Raw genomic sequence first — 16800 nt, forward strand, 5'->3', positions numbered from 1 at the left:
ATCTAAAATGAAAGAATCTTGGAGTTTTTTAAGATTTTTATTAAAACAGAGGCTATTTACAGAAAAGTGGTGCTGGGGATAACTCCCAGCACCAACTTTGTCTACAGTCTGCATCATCAAAATGATTGATGATATATCTTTCCAAACTAATATTCTTGCTTTAAATGCTGCGGTAGAAGCAGCCAGAGCCGGAAGTGCTGGTAAAGGCTTTGCGGTGGTAGCAGACGAAGTAAGAAACCTTGCAACAAAAACGGCAGAAGCAGCAAAGAGTACGACACAGATGATTGACGGCTCTATTGCAGCCGTCAATCATGGTGAGGAATTGGCGCAGAGGACGCATACTGCATTTGGAGAGTTAAATGCCAAAGTAACAGAGGTTGTGAAAATTGTGGACGAAATTTCAGTTGCTTCCGAGGAACAAGCACATGGAATGAAACAGCTTTCCATTGGAGTAGATCAAATTTCTGCCGTTGTCCAAACAAACTCTGCAACCAGTGAAGAAAGTGCAGCGTCTAGTGAGGAACTTTCTGGACAGGCTAGTATGCTGAATCAGTTAGTGGCACAGTTTAAGTTAAATGAAAATGGAGCTGTTGAGGAAGATATAGTTCCTCTGTCTGACGAAAAAAATATCGGTACAACTATCAAATATTAACACAATGATACATGTGTTACTCTCTGATACAGGGGGGCAGGGAATGACATACCCTGCCCCCCTGTTCTATTCTTTTACTTGGCATTGCTATTCAAGTCTTTTTATAGCATTGAGGATATAAGGGGGAAAAATATGTTTTTTATTAGGAAGATGGAAAAGAGAGTTAACAGAATGCAATGCCGAGAAAACAATCCTTTCTTCATGAATAAGGGCGATAATCATTCTTTCAGAAATTTGCTGCAATATTTTTGTCTTGCAGTAACTTTTCTGTGTTCCGATGATTGTGGCTTATTTATTTTTTGTTGACCTATTATCAAACAACAGCCTTTATATTCTATATGTCCATATTTTACTTCAAGGCACCTATGCGAGTTTTCATGCTCGCATGGGTGCCTTTTATCATGTACAGAAACATTCTTTTATGAGCTGTCGTTCTCCCCCTCACTTCCTTTCCTTTTAACTATGAAAAACTCATAGGAGGTGTTGCGCATGGATAGCTCCTAAAAAAATTTTAAATTTTTTCAAAAATTACTGCTTGAAGTTGGCAAAATCAAATTTTCAAGTGGTGTGGGTAGTGAAAGGGGAAATCCACCTATCACCCGCTTTCGCGGCTGCGAAAGGAGGTGAATACCTTGAATGAACCTTATCGCACCCAGTTTGAAATACGTTGTGCTTTTAACGGATTTTGCAAAAAGGCGTTGAAATATGAAGCCAGCAATGCCCACCGCGACGTTAGAAACAGGCAGCTTCGGGAGGTTACTTTTTCTGATTTAACACCAGATGAGGAATCACAGCTTTACACGACAGATACATATTCGTTTGATGAAGCTGACAAGTTTTTCTTTGTGGCAGGAAAGACCTTTACCGCAAAACTGCTTGCCGACGCGCTACACGCGCTGCCGGAGGAAAAGCGCAATGCCGTACTGCTGTACTACTTCTTTGACATGACGGACGCGCAGATAGCGCAACAATTGAATGTTCCAAGAAGTACAGTACAATTTCGACGGACAAGCTCCTTTGAGCTACTAAAAAAATATTTGGAGGGACGTGCTTATGATGAAAATGAATGGTAACAGTGATTTGGACGAACGCGGTTTGTTACCATATCCGGTAATCGTAGCCGCCACCAAGGGCGACCCGGACGCGGTTAAAATCGTCGTACAGCATTACGATGGATATATATCCTCACTTGCTACCCGCAAGCTTCGAGATGAGCGGGGTAATACCTTTTTTGGGATTGATGAGGATATGCGCGACCGTCTACGTTCACGGCTGATTAAAGCTGTACTAGAGTTTAAGGTGTAACATCACCATAGCGACGTACTCCCCTTTCCGTCGCATGGAAAAGCCTTATATTCTCTCTGCTCCTTGACAAAGAAAGTGGCGCAAGATAACAGCGACACAGTATAGGGCAAATCAGATACATTCCTTTTGCGCCGAGCCATGCGGAGGGTGCGCCATGACTTCCCGAACGGGAACGAGCGGGAAACACTACGCCGGAAAACAAGTGTAGCGGCTTGTGGGCGACGACGCGCAGAATACATAATGATACTCCCTTACAGCCACAGTCCGAGCGTTCAAAGCGTCGCAGGCAATGGGTAGGGCTACGGCAGACCGCCGCAGGGGTGAAATTCCCGTGAGATTGTAGCTAACAATCGTCTGACGAAAGCCTATATTTTAGTAACTATCAGATGTTTATTCAATTTCACGAAAGGGGTATTTTATGAGCAATACTGATGTGCCTATTTGGGAAAAGTATACTCTGACTATTGAGGAAGCGTCGAAATATTTTCGTATCGGTGAAAACAAACTGCGCAAGCTGGCAGAGGAAAACTTATCTGCAAATTGGGTAATTGTGAACGGAAATCGTATTCAGATAAAGCGAAAACAGTTTGAAAAAGTGATTGACAATTTAGATACCATATAGATTATGAGCCTTGAATATGCTATAATATTCATAAGCATATCAAGGCTCTTTCCGTCATGGAAAGGAGCATGACGCAAAATGTCACAGAAAAGACGCGATAATAAAAGCCGTATCTTACGGACAGGTGAGAGCCAGAGAAAAGACGGGAGATATGCTTACAAATATACAGATACTTTTGGAAAACCACAATTTGTTTATGCTTGGAAGTTAGTACCCACCGACAAGACCCCGGCAGGAAAACGGGAAGATATTTCTCTTCGAGAAAAAGAGAAAGAAATCCAAAAAGACCTTGACGACAGGATAGACCCTATCGGCAAGAAAATGACCGTCTGCCAACTTTACGCAAAGCAGATACGCCACCGGGCGAATGTGCGTCATGGTACGAAGCAGGGACGACAACAGCTCATGCGGATTTTGCAGGAGGATAGTCTGGGCGGCTGCCCTATCGAAAACGTGAAGCTCTCCGATGCGAAAGAATGGGCTTTACGCATGAAAGAAAAAGAGTATTCTTTCAAGACTATCAACAACTACAAGCGTTCCCTCAAAGCTGCTTTTTACACAGCTATACAGGACGATTGTATCCGTAAAAATCCGTTCGACTTTCAGCTTAACACCGTCATAGAAGATGACACGGAGCCAAAGGTACCGTTATCCCCTACGCAAGAAGCGTCTTTCCTATCCTTTATAGCGGGTGATAAAGTCTATCAGAAGTATTACGACGAAATCACCATACTGTTAGGGACAGGGCTTCGCATTTCCGAACTCTGCGGGCTGACCGACAAAGACATTGATTTTGATAATAAGTTAATCAACGTAGATCACCAACTGCTGAAAGTTTCTGGCATTGGGTATCACATTGAAGTACCGAAAACAAAAAGCGGTGTCCGGCAAATCCCTATGAGTACAAAGGTATGTGAAGCGTTTAAGCGGGTGCTACGAAACCGTAAGCGTACAACACCGATAATCGTCGGTGGACACAACGACTTTATATTCCTCAACCGGGACGGGCTACCGAAAGTAGCGGTCAACTATGAAAGTATGTTCCGGGGGCTTGTGAAGAAGTACAACAAGTACCATGAGGTAGCATTACCGAAAGTCACAACGCCGCACACCTTACGTCATACGTTCTGCACCAATTTAGCAAACGCTGGAATGAACCCAAAAGCATTGCAGTACATCATGGGACATTCCAACATCACAATGACGCTAAACTATTATGCCCATGCGACTTCTGACAGCGCAGTTGCTGAAATGGAACGGCTGATTGCGTAAGTAGTAAATAGCGATTTTACTACCCTGTTTACTACCTTTGAGCAGAAAAACATGAGGGGATATAAAAACTTTTAAGAATATCTCCCATAAAACAAAATGCCATATAGCCCTGAAACATAGGGCTTTGACGGCATTTGAGAAGTTATAAGAAGATAATCAATTTATATATATAAGTTTATAGTAAACATCACAGTTGTATGAAAGGAGAATATTTATGAAAATTATTTGTAAAAAGGCAGATTTAGTAAAAGCAGTTCAGACAGTATCAAAGGCGGTTCCTATGAAATCATCCACCACTATTTTGGAATGTATTCTGCTTCGGGCAGAAAAAGAGAAAATCACTCTTACAGGAAATAACTTGGAACTAGGGATTGAAACGATGATGTCAGGAAATATTGAAGAAGAAGGAAGTATTGCAATTCAAGCAAAAGTATTTGGGGAGATTGTACGAAAACTTCCAGAGGGAGATGTTGTCCTAGAAACAGGAGAAAAAGATCAAGCGACTGTACGCTGTAAGAAAACCAAGTATAATCTTGCAGTAAAGTCAGCAGAAGAATATACCTGTATACCAGATGTGGAACGGAAGAATCGTGTTATGATCTCAGAGTTTGATTTAAAAGAGGCAATTCGACAAACGATTTTTTCAGTAGCAGATACTACCACGAAGAAGGCGATGACAGGAGAATTGTGGGAAATTAATGGAAAGGAATTGAAAATCGTTGCATTGGACGGACACCGTATTTCACTCAGAAAGGTCAAACTGAAAAAGGAGTATGAACCACGAAAGGTCATTGTTCCAGGAAAAAACCTGGCAGAAATGATCAAGATTATTGGTGGGGATCCAGAGAAGGAAGTCGCAGTTTATTTTACAGAGAATCATATTCAGTTTGAGATAGAAAATACAAGAGCAATCTCCCGGTTGATTGAAGGAGAATATTTAAAAGTGGAACAGTTGTTATCAAAAGATTATGGAACAAAAATAAAAGTACAGAAAAAGGAGTTACAGGAATGTATTGACAGGGCAGGTTTATTATTGAAGGATGATGCGAAAAAGCCGATTATTCTAAATATTGAGGAAAACATTTTATCGTTGGAAGTAGCCTCAAACATGGGATCTATGAATGAAAGTATGTTCATTGTAAAAGAGGGAGAAAAATTACGAATTGGGTTTAATCCCAAATTTTTATTAGAGATGTTACGAGTGATTGATGATGAGGAAGTCTTTATGTATTTTACAAATGCGAAAACACCATGTACCGTAAGAGATGAAAAAGACAGCTATGTGTATCTGGTTCTTCCAGTCAACCTTAGTGCCGCAGCATAAAGTGAGAGAAGAGGGTGAATAAAAAGGTATGGAAATTGTTCGAAATGGGCAGAAAATTCTGCTGACAGAATGGGAATTATTTCAGGCATATGAAGAACAGAAATATTTGTACTTAAAGGAAAGCATTCTGGAAAATATGGAAGATTATCTTCCCAAAGAGGTATATAGCAAATTGAAAGCAAATGAAGACTATAGGGAAAGGTGCATCACTTTATTCCAGAAATATTATGAGGATTATCGTATGGAACATGATGTAGCACTAAAAGAGGCAATCCGCGATTCTGCAAAAGCGTTTTTTGATGCAGCAAAACGGAACCTGTAAAAGAAAGAAGGAAGGAATAGTAAAGGATGAAAAGAGAAAATTATATTATTACGGTAAAAAGCATCTATATACGTGATGCAGAGATATTCTGCCCAGAAGATATGACGGAACAGGAAATTTTGAACTTAGACGATATAGATATTTTTCAGTCCTGCGAGTTTGAAAGATACTGGAAAAATGCAGAGGTTTCTGCTTACTTATGTCAGATGGCTTGTGCAGAAGAAGAATGTGAAAAAGAACTGCAGAAAATTGCAGAGCATTTTAAGATACCTGCCTGTTTTTTGGAAGCAATTCCTATGAAAAAAGGCTCTGGAGATGATGAAATTTATAATAATGGAGAGAAGGAAAATGAAGAAAGCACTACTTAAAAAGATACCGGTTATAGAAGCTGGTACTAAGGATAAACAATATATGGAACTTTGCAGACAAAACTATCTGTTAAAGGTACAAAAGACTACGGTAGAGCATAAACGGACTTTAATTCTAAATCTTTATGACGCAGAAGACATCATAAAGGAGCAATACCAGCCGTTCTGTCGCATCTTTTTTTCCAATGGAGACTTTATTACATATTTTATAAGAGAAAACCGTTGGTCTGTAAAAACTTTGGACATATTGGAAGCTAAAAAGGGGAAATTTATATCTCAGATTGCGATACGAACATGTAAGGAAAAAAAGAGTATTAAACAATTTTTTCATCGCGCAGATGATGCAGTAGACAGCATAGAGTTGATAGAAATAGAACAGTATAAAATAAAAGAAGAAAAGGCATTAGAAAGAAAAAAAAGAATGACAAAAGATATAGAGTATCTATTTCGCAGTGTGAAACCAGTGACTAGAAAATTTGAAAAATGGCTGGAACATGAGGTACTAAAAGAAAGTCAGTACATTTTCTATCAGTATTCTAGAAAAAAAATGATAGATTGCACATGTAGTCATTGTAAATCTGAGTATCAATTGGAGAAATCTATACCAAGGCATAACAAAGAATATCTATGCCCCATTTGCAAGCGGAAATCAATTTTTAAGGCAAAAGGAAAATCAGGATATTTTTCTGATCAAGCAGAAGCTATTAAAATTGAAAAAGCATCAGAAGGAATCATATTACGCCATTTTGAAGTTAGAAAATCTTATGTTACGCATGGTACAGGAGAATATACATTATCTTATCAGGAAGACTATCGAGCTGTATTTCATGAGAAGTTCCGCTTTTATTACCCAGTTTATAGCTGTCTTGTTCATAAGTATGTATGGAAAGAGAAATATATAGATCCTTATTTCCATTATAAATACCATATGAATTATACCGTAAAGGTCTATCAGACGATAACTCAAATGCCCGGAATGGTGTATCCATGTAATTTAAAAAATGTTTTTAAAGGAACTCCATTTGAGTATTGCTCTTTAGATTATTTTGTTAAACATAATCGTTCTGTAGAATTTCCGGTTGTATATTATTTGAAGACATATTTGAACTTCCCATTGCTTGAACAGTTCGTGAAGCAGAATATGTTTTATTTTGCTTTGGAATGTCTATATCACCTTCCAAGTGAGTGGAAAGAAACAAATGAAACAAATATCAGGCATCTATTGGGAATAAATTCACGTTTTTGTTCTATTCTGAGCAGGTATAATATGGGAATGAAGGAATTGGACGTTTTGAAAAAAATGGAGAAACTAGATATCCATTTGTCTGAACAGGAAATCTTTGGGTATTGTAAAATTTTTGAGAGTAATAAAGATTTTTTGGAATTACACCAGTATGCATCTATTCGGAAAATTGTGAATTATCTAGCAAAACAGATTGCGAAGAAAGAAAAAGGAAAAGCATATCAGTTGTCCAGTGATGTGTCTTGTATCAGTAGTGCTGAAATAAAATGCTATCAGACATATATAAGAAGCTGGAAAGATTATATTGGATGGGCAGAAAAATTGGAATATGATCTGAAAAGCCGATACGTTCTGTTTCCAAAAAATTTCAAAGATGTTCACGACAAGACTTTTCGGGAGTATCAAAAACAACAAGATAAGATGGAAAGAAAAAAACAGGCAAAAGAAAGACGAACCGTGAACCGCCTTTTAAAGAAAGATATAAAACTACTGGATACACAAATTCAGGATAAGAACTATATCTTAAAAGTTCCTGGGAATTATCAGGAAATCCAAAAAGAAGGACAGGCGTTAGGACATTGTGTAAGCGGCTATATTCCACATATTGCCAATCGGAAATGTGATGTGTATTTTATCCGGAAAAAAACAGATCCGGATACTCCTTTTTTTACTGTTGACTGGAGAGGAGGGAAGATTGTGCAATGTCAGGGGAAAGGGCGGATCCATTATCCACAGGAAATGGTAGAATTTGTTCGCTATGCAGAAGAAAAATTAAGGTTGCTAAAGGGAGAAGAAGAGAAAAAGGCTGCGTAGGAACATGGGAATTTTAAGAGAATAGAAACACAGGCAGAGGGATTAGAATATTCTTCTGCCTTTTTTTATAATGAAAGGGATCAAGTTATGAAGGACGTATTGGAAAAATTACAACATGTCAAAATCCAAAATAAGAGCAGACTTTCCGAAGAGGATCAGAGATTTTGTCAGATACAGCAAAAATTATATGACAGTACTAGGAATCACTTTTTAAGTATGTTTGTAGATATGGAAACACTGCACCAACAGGAACTGAGCTTTTATGGGAGGATACAGAAATATGCAGATAGGGTGTACCAACAGAACTTAATTAGTATGGATAAGAAGAAGCAAACAGAAGTTATGGAAAAAGTACATAATCATTTTATTAAAATAATCATTTCTTTCTTTAATCGGAAATATGGCCTTGCTATACAGATACATTCGTATGAACGCTATATTTCCCTGCAAGATTCAACAGAACCCGTATTACATAACCGGATTTCTTCTTTAACAGAAGAAGAGAAACAAATTTATCGGGAAGAAATGAAGAGGTGCCGTAAACAGAAAGAAGAAAATCTTTATGAAGTTTTATTTGCCAAAATTGATTATCCGCTTATTGTAGATGATATTTTTTCTTATCTTGGTGGTTTTAGTTTTCAAGAAAAGGTAGAACAGGAAATTAAAAAAAATGTGAAAGCCGGATTATCCTACGTAAAATATAATATACAAAGTAAAAAACTGACCATCAAAAATCTGGTCTACAGCAAAACAGATCTTTGGGGAGAATATGAAATTTGTCTGGATAATGAAAAATATAAGGCCGTTTTACGTGCATTGACATTTTTTGACTCTGGAAAAAAACAGTTTAACATTTATGATGGGTGGCTGGAAAGATTTGTGAGTTTTTCATACATCGGGAAAAAAGAAAAAGAAGGGATTTTTGATGAGCACCTCGCACTTGGTAAGAAAGTTGTCAAATTTAAGTATTTTAAAAATGGTAGATGGGATATCGTTTTTGACAGCGGCGTACATGCATTGTCTTTTGCAAAAGAGTACCTGGGCTATAAGGAGGTAATCTAATGGAAAAATACAAAAAAGATACGGAACTTCAAATACCAATGGAGCAAAGGCAAAAATTGAATGAAAAAATTTTGTATCTAGTGGAAAATCATGAAGCAGAACTATATGGGATCACACCAGAGGATATTTTTAATGTATATACAGGAAATGGTGGGCTGCATGGACTGGACAGGAAAGACTTTCAAAATTTTCATGCTTATACAGAAGCGAAAAAAGAAATAGAGCAGGGACAGTTTTTTACACCCCAAGAAGTATGTAAATTTCTTGTTGCCTGTGTCAAACCGGAACCGGAGGATATTATTTATGATTTGACTTATGGAAAAGGCAATTTCTTCAATTATCTTCCTACAGAAAACAATATCTATGGGACAGAAATTGATATGAAAGCGGTAAAGATTGCCCAGTACCTCTATCCGAAGGCAAATCTGCAATACGGAGATATCCGGCAGTATTCCCCTGTTTTAAGCGGAGATATTGTGTTTGGAAATCCGCCCTTTCATTTGGAATGGGGAACAAAAGAAGCACCGGTATCCTCCCAAATGTATTATTGCAAAAAAGCATATCAGGTACTGAAAAACGGAGGTCTTTTGGTTTTGCTGGTTCCAGAAAGCTTCCTTTCAGATGATTTTTCAAATAAAGGGGATATTGAAGAAATCAATCAGATGTTTAATTTGATTGTACAATTTTCTTTGCCGGCAGATGTATTCAAAGAGTATGGTGTGACATCTTTTCGGACAAAAGCCATGATCTTACAGAAAAAGAGTCAATATGTAACAGAAAGACCTTACACCACAAAGAAGGAGGTTCTGAAACATCCCCAAGAAATTTATCAAACTTATGTGTTACCGGTTCTTCAGGAACGGAGAAAAAATGCTGCAAATATTTATTTTGAATGCCAGAATACAGACTTAGAGGGAAAGCAGAAACAGGCATTTCAAGAAAAAACAGTGAAACTGTTGTTTGATATCAAAAGAAATCGAAAGATTACTCATAAAGCGGGACAGGCAGAGGAAATTTTGCAAGAGTACCTGAAACAAACAAAACCAGAGGAACTATCCTGGCAGGAGTGGGAAAAAATCAAGATACAGCCGGAAGATGTTTTACGGAAATTAAAGGAAATTTTATCTTCTGCGAATAAGATTTACAGGAATGAAACTCGGATTGTAAAGACAAATTATAGATTTAAAGTAAAGGATTATCGCGAAAATGGAAGTGATGTAGAGTTAGGTTCTATCCATTCGTTTGTTTTAACAAAGGCGGAAGTTCCAGGATTTGAAAAGTTTTTGAGAAAGAAACGACGGAACTTTGAACTACAGGAAATACCATTTAAAAAAATAAAACAGGATCAGAAAATTACAGAATATCTGGAAAAGTGGCATGTAAAAAGCCAGATGACAGGAGAAGTCAAATATCTAAATCCTATACAGAAACAAGAAGTGAATAAACTGTTGCAGAAACGATATGCCGCCCTACAGTTTTCTATGGGAACCGGAAAAAGCCTTTGTACGCTGGCGATGGCACAGTACAGAATAAAATATAGCCCTGTTCGGAATGTGTTTATTGTTAGCACAGCTCTGGCAATCAATAATACATGGGAAGAAATACTTACAGACTATCAGATTGATTTTTACCGTATCCGAAAAAGAGAAGATATCAAAAGGGTGCAGAAAGGGCAGATTGTACTTTTGACAGTCAACTTACTGACAGACTTAAAAAGAGAGATGAAAAAACTGGTCCGTATCCGTTGTCAGAAGGTCATGTTGATTTTCGATGAAAGCGATACAATCAGCAATGGAAGTTCCAAGAGGACAAAAGCAATGCTTTCTGTCTTCCGAAAGTGCAGATATAAAGTGCTGGCGACTGGAACAATGACGCGAAACAATGTTGTAGAAGCTGCTCCACAATTAGAGCTGCTTTATAATAATTCGATTCATTATCTGGCAAAAAATGAGTGGATTTTCCGATTCGGGAATGGACAGATGGAAAAATATGCGAACCCTTTTTTTAATCAACCATTTCCTGCTTATAAAAAGGGGTATGAACTATTTTCTTTCTCTTATTTGCCAAAGAAGATTACGGTGTTTGGCCTTGAAAAGGCAAACCAAGACATTTATAATTCCTCATTTTTAGATGAATTATTAGAAAAAACCGTAATAACGAAAAATTTTGAGGAAGTAGTTGGTAGAAAAATTTATAAAATTTATCAAGGAACTTGCTCTTTTAATCAGACAGAAAAGGAAGTTTATCTGACTGCCATAAAAGAATTTGATAAAATCCGCAGGAAATACTTTGTGGCTTGTAAAAACGCAAGAAAAGATGCTATGTTTCGGATTTTACAACAATTGATGCTGCTTCTGAAAATATGTGCAGATCCTTCTCTTGCATACGAATATAACAGTAATGAACCGCCTACAAAAGTTAAAAAAGCAATACATCTTTTACAGATGTGGGAAAAAGAAAGAGTTGCCATTGGAGTTCGCAAGATAGAAGTAGCGGAGTCCTATTACCACTATTTAAAACAGGCATTTCCGAAAAGGCCAATTTTTATGATCACAGGAAAGAAAAATCCTTGTAAACAGCGACAGCGGATTGTAGAAGAACTGAGAAAGACAGAGAATGGAATTTTGCTTTCTACACAGCAAAGCTTATCAGAGTCCATGAATATTGATGATGTGGATAAAATTATTTTGCCTGAACTTCATTATAACCATGCAGCTATGGAACAATACTATTTTCGGTTTATTCGTTATACATCTCAAAATTTTAAACAAGTGGTATTTTTGATTTACGAAAATTCCATTGAAGTGAATCTGCTAAAAATGATATTGGCAAAGGAGAAAATTAATTTGTTCATGAAAAATCAATTAATAGAGAACGGAGAATTATATGAAAAATTCGGTATCAATCCTCAGATATTTTCTCTTTTAATGACAACTGGTGTGGATCAGGAAGGGAAACTTCAAATTCAATGGGGTGAGCAGAAAATCCGTTAGAATCGATATTTTACTATTTGTAAACTCTTAAAAGAGGGAACAGAGAAAGGGTTATTTAACTATTTTTAGGTTTTAATAAATTCAATTCAGATTACAAATCTTACAGAAAGAATTCATGTTGTCTAAATGTATCTAAAATAAAATCCAATTATTTACAAATAACTAAAAATCAGAAAATCCAAATGAAATTGGCATCTTAGGAGGTGAGCATATAGGTACACATTCAGAAGAAAAACGTGTATACGAAGTAGAAGATATTCAGGAAATCTTAAATATTGGTCGTACAAAAGCCTATGCTTTTATACAAGAGGTTTATGTAAAACAGAAACCTTTCAAAGTTATAAAAATTGGAAATATTTATCGTATTCCCAAAGCTTCATTTGACCGTTGGCTAGATGAAGGAAACTAAAGCATGTTTACAAACATAGATGCAGGTATTGACACACACAAATCAATTATGTTACGGTGCTTATATGGCAAAAGAAAGCATATAAGCACCTACCAAACAGGAGGTACTTTATATGGAAAAATCAATGATTAATAAAGGAGCTGTATTTTATGAAAATGGCACATGGAGTTTTCTGACAAAGACAGTTAACTGTAATACCTATACAATTGAATATGAGAAAAAAACAGGATTTTCCTCTATTGAAGAGGCAAAGCAGGCACAAGAGCAGGAAAATGAACGATATCAAAAACAGATGAAACGAATTAAAAGTTTGACAAATATGAGATATACGTTCTTTGAATATTTAGATTACTGGTGTCAAAAAATATTTCTTCCTAATGCAGATAGTTCTATTAAAGTGGGGTATTCATGGACGATTTATAAAATCATTATTCCAAATACACCGAAGGATATTTTAATAGGCATGGTATCTTCCAATTATCTAAATGAAATTTTAGAGAATTGTAAAGACTATTGTAAAAGTGCAGGGCCAATGATAAACAAAGTATTTAATGTAGCCTTGAAAGATGCTCTTGATGATGGCTATCTTGAGACCAATCCGTTGCTAGATATGAAAAAGTATTATTGGGATGTTCCTGCAATGGTTATATATTCTAAAAAACAGATACAGACATTGCTTCAAGCAGCATATGAATACCATTCTGTTTATTTAGAGATTTTACTGGCTTTGTTTGTAGGTTTACGCAAAGGTGAAATTTTAGGTTTAAAATATTCGGATTTTAATTCGGAAAATCAAACGGTTAAAGTGGAACGACAGGTTACGAGAGATTATGAAATTGTTGTAAAAGGAAATTTATCTTATAAGATACTATCTTCAAAGCAATCTGTAAAACCGCCAAAATCATTATGTAGTTATCGGACACTGCGTATCCATAACATTATTTTTCAAGAATTAGAAATTCGAAAAAAGGAAAATATGCAGTTGTTTGAAAAACTTGGAGAAGATGAACCAGAATGGAAAGATTTTATCTGTATTGGACCAAAAGGAAATATAAAAGGAGAAACTACCTGTAACGCTGCTTTAGAGCGTATGTGTGAAAGAAACTCACTTCCCAAAATCGGTATGCATGATTTGCGTCACCCGTATGTCAAGCACACGACAAAAAATATAATTCTGAAAAGCAGAAAACCCAAGCTACCAAGATAGATTTGATAGCCTGGGTTTTCCGTTTTTGTATCTTCAATTATTCAAAGAGGTCATGGATTTTGTAAACAATCTCAATGCGGTTGTCGGGGAATACATACACCTTTTCAATCAGCAGATCGGTCAGCTCAGACGTCAGCACATCCGCTTCTACAATCGAGTGAACGATCTCTTGTCGGCTGCTTTGGCGGGCCTGTTCTTCTCGCTTCAGCTTTGCCTGGGCGGTGACAGCAGCATAGGCATTTTTGACTTTCAGTATTTCTGCGTCATAAACTGCTTTCTCCAATTTATAAGTGTCCAGCTCGATCTGCCCCAGGAGATACCGTTCAAAGAGAGATTGCTTCTGATCCCTCAAGGCTTCCAGCTGCTTCTCATACTCAGAGCATTTGGCAGCGGTAGCCTCCAGGTGAATGGTGCCGTCTTTATGTACGGGCAGCAGGATTTCCAGCTGCTTTTTCAAAGTGAGGAGGACGGCTTCTTCCAGCCCAGCAACATCTGCCCGGACATCGCGGCAGCGGCTGTTCACATCAGCGGTAGAATGGCGGCACATATAAAACGGTCTCTTTTGGGCGATGCGGGAGAGTGCATGATCGCAGCAGCCACAATAGACCTTGCCTTTTAGTGGGTACTCCCTGGTTTTCTTGGTCGGCAAGGAGAATCGGCGCTGCACAGCCTGCACCTTTTCAAATAGTTCTTTGTCAACGATTGCCGGATGATGGTCGGGAATAATGAACCATTTGTCCCGGTCCTTCTTGCGGCTTCTTGTGCCGCCCACTTCAATGACTGCACGACGCCCGATTACATAGGAGCCGATATAGCGTTCGTCCTCCAGGATACGGAGAACCGTAGAACTGCTCCAGCGTCCACGGGAGCGGGAGACATCGTGGTACTGCTGCCCATGCGCTGCTTTGTATTCTCCGGGGGTCGGTATGCCTCGCTTAAAGAGTTCCCTGGTAACGGCTGCCGCTCCAATTCCGGTTGCGGCAAGTTGGAAAATGAGCTGTACCACAGCAGCGGTTTCCGGGTTCGGTTCCATTCTGCCATTGGCGCTTTTGCGATACCCGTAAGGGCAAACTTTGCTCTGGTATTCGCCGCGCTGCATTTTGGCGTACTTGGCGCTTTTGGTCTTGATGGACATATCCCGGCTGTAATACTCGCTGATCAGATACTTGAAAGCCACATCCATACCGCCGGTATCGCCCTTGTGCTGATCGCTGTCAAAATCATCGTTGATAGAAATGAACCGAGTGTGAAACAGAGGGAACACACGCTCAATGAAATAGCCAGTCTCAATGCTGTTTCGTCCAAACCGGGAAAAGTCTTTTACGATGATGCAGTCGATCTTATTGGCCCGCACCATCTCAATCAGCTCCTGGACTTTGGGGCGTTCGAAGTTTGTCCCGCTATACCCGTTGTCGATAAACTCAAGGACTTCTGCATGAGTGGACTCCGGCATGGAAGAAACAAATTCGTTCAGCGCAAGGTGCTGGTTTTCAATGCTCATACTGTCGTATTTATAATCCTCCAGGGAAAGGCGGATATAAAGGGCAATCACATATTTCTGCACTGGCTCAGCACCTCCTCACAATGCTCAAATTCGCTCTGGAAGCGGAAACGAACCGTAATCCGCTTTTCTCTTGAGACCTCTACACGGTCAATCAGGCGGTCAATCAGAGCTGCCGTCAGCTGGCGATCTTCCTTGATATGCTGTGCATCCTGGGACGGCATTTTATACTGTTCCAGCTGCTTGGCGAGAATCGCAAGCCCTGCTTTCAGCTGCTCGATTTCTTTGCTGATGGCCTCAATTTTGGCTTCGTATTTTTCTTTGAAGGTAAAATACTCGTCTTTTGACAGATGGTTCTGGATCAGGCCCTCATACAATCCGCGCTGATAGGTTCGCAGCTGCTGGATTTCCTGTTTCCGGCTGGCGATTTTAGCCTGTATGTTTTTCTGTTCCTCGGCTTCTTTGGAGAGGTTTTCCAGACCAAGAGAGTATTGCCCCAGCGTGGTATCAAGCTGTTCCTGTATCATATCGGCCAAGGTATCCAGCAGCTCTTTTTCAAAGATAAATGCACCAGGACAAACGCCCTTTTTGATACGGTTGTTGCTGATACAGTGGTAGACATATACCTCCTGTGACTTTCTGCGGACGCATTTCTGTCGGTGAAGGCTGCGTCCGCAGTGGGCGCAGAAGATTTTGCCTTTCAAAAGATTGGGGGACCAGGAATGGATCTCCCTGTCTTTTGCCTGCTGTGCAGCCTGGTCCAACGCTTTCTGAACAGCGGCAAACAGCTCCCGGCTGATGATGGCTTCATGGGTGCCGCGTACCGTTGTCCATTCATCGGCGCTGGCTCTGACCTGCTTGTGGTCAATGATTTTAGATACCCCTTGCACCAGATCTCCGGTATAAACCTCTGCGCGAAGAATTTTGGCTACGGTGCGGGTTTGCCAATGCCCATTGCCTACCAGATTTTCATGGGTGATCTCTCCCAAAGTCCTCTTGTAGTGGCTGGGAGAGAGATACCCGGCCTCGTTCAATCGTACCGCTATGGTGTTTAATCCTGCGCCCTCGGCGGCCCATTGGAACATGGTTTTGACTACCTCGGCAGCCACAGGATCAACAATCAGCTGGTGGCAATCATCTGGAGCTTTCAAATATCCATAGGGTGTGCGCCCACCAACATACTTGCCGTCTTTCATAGCCTGTCGCTGCTGGGCTTTGATTTTCCTGGCAATATCCATCGCATAGGCTTCGTTAATCATGTTCCGCAGCGGGATGATGATACCATCGTGGGCATTATCCGGGGAAGAAGAATCGTAGCGGTCATTTACGGCAATAAAGCGGACTTTCTGCATGGGAAAGTAACGCTCGATATAGTAGCCTGTGTCTATGACATTTCGCCCCAGGCGGGAGAGGTCCTTTACAATGACGCAGTTGATAAGACCCGCTTCAATATCGGAGAGCATCTGCTGGAAGCCGGGGCGGTGGAAGTTCGTACCCGTTGCGCCATTGTCAATGTAGGTCTGTACCACAATAATCTCCGGGTTCTGCTCCAGATACCGGGCGATAATCAGCTGCTGGGTTTCGATAGAAACGGTGTGGGTATGCTTATCCTCAACGGAAAGCCGCACATAAATTCCAGCGCGGCAAGAGGGATCTATCTCCGGTGCAGGAAGCACCACAGTTTCCTTTCTGCTTTTTCTTGCCACA

Annotated in this window: 14 protein-coding genes and 1 pseudogene; 13 read left to right on the plus strand and 2 right to left on the minus strand. The window is 39.4% G+C overall.

The annotated features are described in order from the left end of the window. Positions 1–112: 112 nt before the first annotated feature. From ACTQXY_RS08745 to ACTQXY_RS08805, 13 genes and pseudogenes are all read left to right on the plus strand, one after another. Positions 113–652 (plus strand): annotated as a pseudogene (locus tag ACTQXY_RS08745) (methyl-accepting chemotaxis protein); the annotation flags it as partial. A gap of 632 nt (positions 653–1284) precedes the next feature. Next, complete coding sequence (locus tag ACTQXY_RS08750) at positions 1285–1725, plus strand: RNA polymerase sigma factor (RefSeq protein WP_441362827.1); 441 nt, start codon at positions 1285–1287, stop codon at positions 1723–1725. Then, complete coding sequence (locus ACTQXY_RS08755) at positions 1706–1957, plus strand: helix-turn-helix domain-containing protein (RefSeq protein WP_441659162.1); 252 nt, start codon at positions 1706–1708, stop codon at positions 1955–1957. Before ACTQXY_RS08750 ends, ACTQXY_RS08755 begins: the two co-directional genes overlap by 20 nt. Before the next feature lie 418 nt (positions 1958–2375). After that, positions 2376–2579: an excisionase gene (locus ACTQXY_RS08760; RefSeq protein ID WP_441362825.1), complete on the plus strand. Its 204-nt coding sequence runs from the start codon at positions 2376–2378 to the stop codon at positions 2577–2579. 78 nt (positions 2580–2657) lie between these two features. Then, positions 2658–3851, plus strand: coding sequence for a site-specific integrase (locus ACTQXY_RS08765; protein ID WP_441362824.1), 1194 nt, complete (start codon positions 2658–2660; stop codon positions 3849–3851). A gap of 214 nt (positions 3852–4065) precedes the next feature. Next, the gene (gene dnaN, locus ACTQXY_RS08770) at positions 4066–5175 is read left to right on the plus strand and encodes a DNA polymerase III subunit beta (protein ID WP_004612641.1); all 1110 of its coding nucleotides are present in this window, start codon (positions 4066–4068) and stop codon (positions 5173–5175) included. 28 nt (positions 5176–5203) lie between these two features. Continuing rightward, entirely contained in the window at positions 5204–5497 is a 294-nt protein-coding gene (locus tag ACTQXY_RS08775; RefSeq protein ID WP_441659163.1) for a hypothetical protein, read from the plus strand. A gap of 26 nt (positions 5498–5523) precedes the next feature. Then, the gene (locus ACTQXY_RS08780; protein WP_441659164.1) at positions 5524–5865 is read left to right on the plus strand and encodes a hypothetical protein; all 342 of its coding nucleotides are present in this window, start codon (positions 5524–5526) and stop codon (positions 5863–5865) included. Then, the gene (locus tag ACTQXY_RS08785; RefSeq protein ID WP_441659165.1) at positions 5846–7921 is read left to right on the plus strand and encodes a PcfJ domain-containing protein; all 2076 of its coding nucleotides are present in this window, start codon (positions 5846–5848) and stop codon (positions 7919–7921) included. The genes ACTQXY_RS08780 and ACTQXY_RS08785 overlap by 20 nt, the downstream gene beginning before the upstream one ends. A gap of 87 nt (positions 7922–8008) precedes the next feature. Further along, positions 8009–8983, plus strand: coding sequence for a hypothetical protein (locus tag ACTQXY_RS08790; RefSeq protein ID WP_441659166.1), 975 nt, complete (start codon positions 8009–8011; stop codon positions 8981–8983). Beyond that, a complete protein-coding gene (locus tag ACTQXY_RS08795; protein ID WP_441659167.1) occupies positions 8983–11976 on the plus strand; it encodes a DEAD/DEAH box helicase in 2994 nt (997 codons plus the stop codon). The genes ACTQXY_RS08790 and ACTQXY_RS08795 overlap by 1 nt, the downstream gene beginning before the upstream one ends. Positions 11977–12187: 211 nt before the next feature. Continuing rightward, entirely contained in the window at positions 12188–12385 is a 198-nt protein-coding gene (locus ACTQXY_RS08800) for a helix-turn-helix domain-containing protein (protein WP_083864358.1), read from the plus strand. Between the two features lie 112 nt (positions 12386–12497). Further along, positions 12498–13592: a tyrosine-type recombinase/integrase gene (locus tag ACTQXY_RS08805; protein ID WP_441659168.1), complete on the plus strand. Its 1095-nt coding sequence runs from the start codon at positions 12498–12500 to the stop codon at positions 13590–13592. A gap of 37 nt (positions 13593–13629) precedes the next feature. Here ACTQXY_RS08805 and ACTQXY_RS08810 read toward each other — a convergent pair whose 3' ends face one another. Then, on the minus strand, positions 13630–15156 hold the full coding sequence (locus ACTQXY_RS08810; RefSeq protein WP_321170264.1) for a recombinase family protein: 1527 nt from the start codon (positions 15154–15156) through the stop codon (positions 13630–13632). Beyond that, positions 15141–16799 carry a recombinase family protein gene (locus ACTQXY_RS08815; protein ID WP_321170265.1) on the minus strand — a complete coding sequence of 553 codons (1659 nt, stop codon included), beginning with the start codon at positions 16797–16799 and terminating at the stop codon, positions 15141–15143. The genes ACTQXY_RS08810 and ACTQXY_RS08815 overlap by 16 nt, the downstream gene beginning before the upstream one ends. Position 16800 lies beyond the last annotated feature (1 nt).

This window comes from Faecalimonas sp. LCP19S3_D12 (assembly GCF_052121495.1).
Classification (GTDB): domain Bacteria; phylum Bacillota; class Clostridia; order Lachnospirales; family Lachnospiraceae; genus Faecalimonas.